The 1,536-nt window shown below is 67.6% G+C and carries 3 protein-coding genes; all 3 read left to right on the top strand.

The features are described 5' to 3' along the window. Positions 1-635, top strand: a 635-nt coding sequence (locus AC1DU6_RS30760; RefSeq protein WP_477861889.1) for a P-loop NTPase family protein, incomplete at its 5' end; no start/stop codon positions are given. Continuing rightward, a complete protein-coding gene (locus AC1DU6_RS30755; RefSeq protein WP_056196607.1) occupies positions 632-1,027 on the top strand; it encodes a VOC family protein in 396 nt (131 codons plus the stop codon). The genes AC1DU6_RS30760 and AC1DU6_RS30755, both read left to right, overlap by 4 nt. Positions 1,028-1,033: 6 nt before the next feature. Next, on the top strand, positions 1,034-1,536 hold a 503-nt coding region (locus AC1DU6_RS30750), incomplete at its 3' end, for a carboxyl transferase domain-containing protein (protein WP_477861887.1).

The following is a 1,536-nucleotide window of genomic DNA, read 5'->3' as shown; positions in this document are numbered from 1 at the left end:
CCTTCATCCGCCCCAGTCCCAGCAGTGGCACGCTGGGCGGCGTGGCCGAGAAGACGCGCGAGGCCATGCTGCTGTGCGAGGCGGCGGGCTATGACGTCGTCATCGTCGAGACGGTGGGCGTGGGGCAGAGCGAGACCGCTGTGGCGGGCATGACCGATCTCTACCTGCTGCTGCAGCTGCCCAACGCGGGCGACGACCTGCAGGCCATCAAGAAGGGCGTCATGGAGCTGGCCGACCTCGTCGTCATCAACAAGGCCGACCTGGACGATGTGGCCGCCACGCGTGCCCAGGCCCAGATCACGTCCGCGCTGCGGCTGTTGCCCAGGCATGCGCACGCCAACCATCGCGTGATGAAGGTCAGCGCGCTGAAGGCCGACGGCATTGCGCCGGTGTGGGAGGCGCTGACCGCGCTGCGCACGGCGAGTGAAGCCAGTGGTGCCTGGGCGGCCAAGCGCCGCGAGCAGTCCCTGGCGTGGATGTGGACGCGCATCCAGTCCGGCCTGAAGCAGGCCTTTGTCGCGCACCCCGGCGTGAAGAACCAACTCGAAGCGGCAACGGCAGCGGTGCGGGAAGGCCGCACGCCGGCATCCACCGCGGCACGCCAGTTGCTGGCGACCTTCAGGAGCAACCCATGATCACCGGCCTGCATCACATCAATCTGCGCGCACCCGCCGAGCTGCTCGCAGTGCTGCGCGATTTCTACCGCGACGTGCTCGGCCTCGAGCAAGGGCCGCGGCCGGACTTCGACAGCCCAGGCTACTGGCTCTATGCCAGCGGCCACCCGGTCGTCCACCTGTCCACGCAGCGGGCCAATGAAGCGGTGCGCGGCCCGGTGAACCCCGCCGCCCCGACGACCTACGACCACACGGCCTTCTTCGGCACTGACCCGGTGGGCACCGCGGCGCATCTGCGCGCGCTGGGCGTGAGCTTCCACGAGTCCCGCTCGCCCGTCACCGGCCAGCACCAGTTCTTCTTCCAAGACCCCGCCGGTAATGGCGTGGAGATCAATTTCCCGTTCGAGGGTTGAACCCATATGCAAGACATCCTGCAAGCACTCGAAGCCAAGCGCGCCCGTGCGCGGCTCGGCGGTGGCGAGAAGCGCATTGCCGCCCAGCACGCCAAGGGCAAGTTGACGGCGCGCGAACGGCTGGAGCTGCTGTTCGACGAAGGCAGCTTCGAGGAATGGGACATGTTCGTCGAGCACCGCTGCGTGGACTTCGGCATGCAGGACAACAAGATCCCCGGCGACGGCGTCGTGACCGGCTACGGCATGATCAACGGGCGCCTGGCCTTCGCCTTCAGCCAGGACTTCACGGTCTTCGGCGGCGCGCTCTCCGAAGCCCATGCCGAGAAGATCTGCAAGGTGATGGACCAGGCCATGAAGGTCGGTGCCCCGGTCATCGGCCTGAACGATTCGGGCGGCGCGCGCATCCAGGAAGGTGTCGCGTCCCTGGGCGGTTATGCCGACGTGTTCCAGCGCAACGTGATGGCTTCCGGTGTCGTGCCGCAGATCAGCATGATCATGGGCCCCTGCGC

This window comes from Roseateles sp. P5_B10, assembly GCF_056400485.1.
The sequence above is the reverse complement of the archived record's forward strand: the minus strand, read 5'-3'. Positions and strand labels throughout refer to the sequence as shown.

Excerpts from the sequence above, each read along its gene's own strand:
- AC1DU6_RS30755 (WP_056196607.1), top strand. The coding sequence starts at position 632 with ATGATCACCGGCCTGCATCACATCAATCTGCGCGCACCCGCCGAGCTG.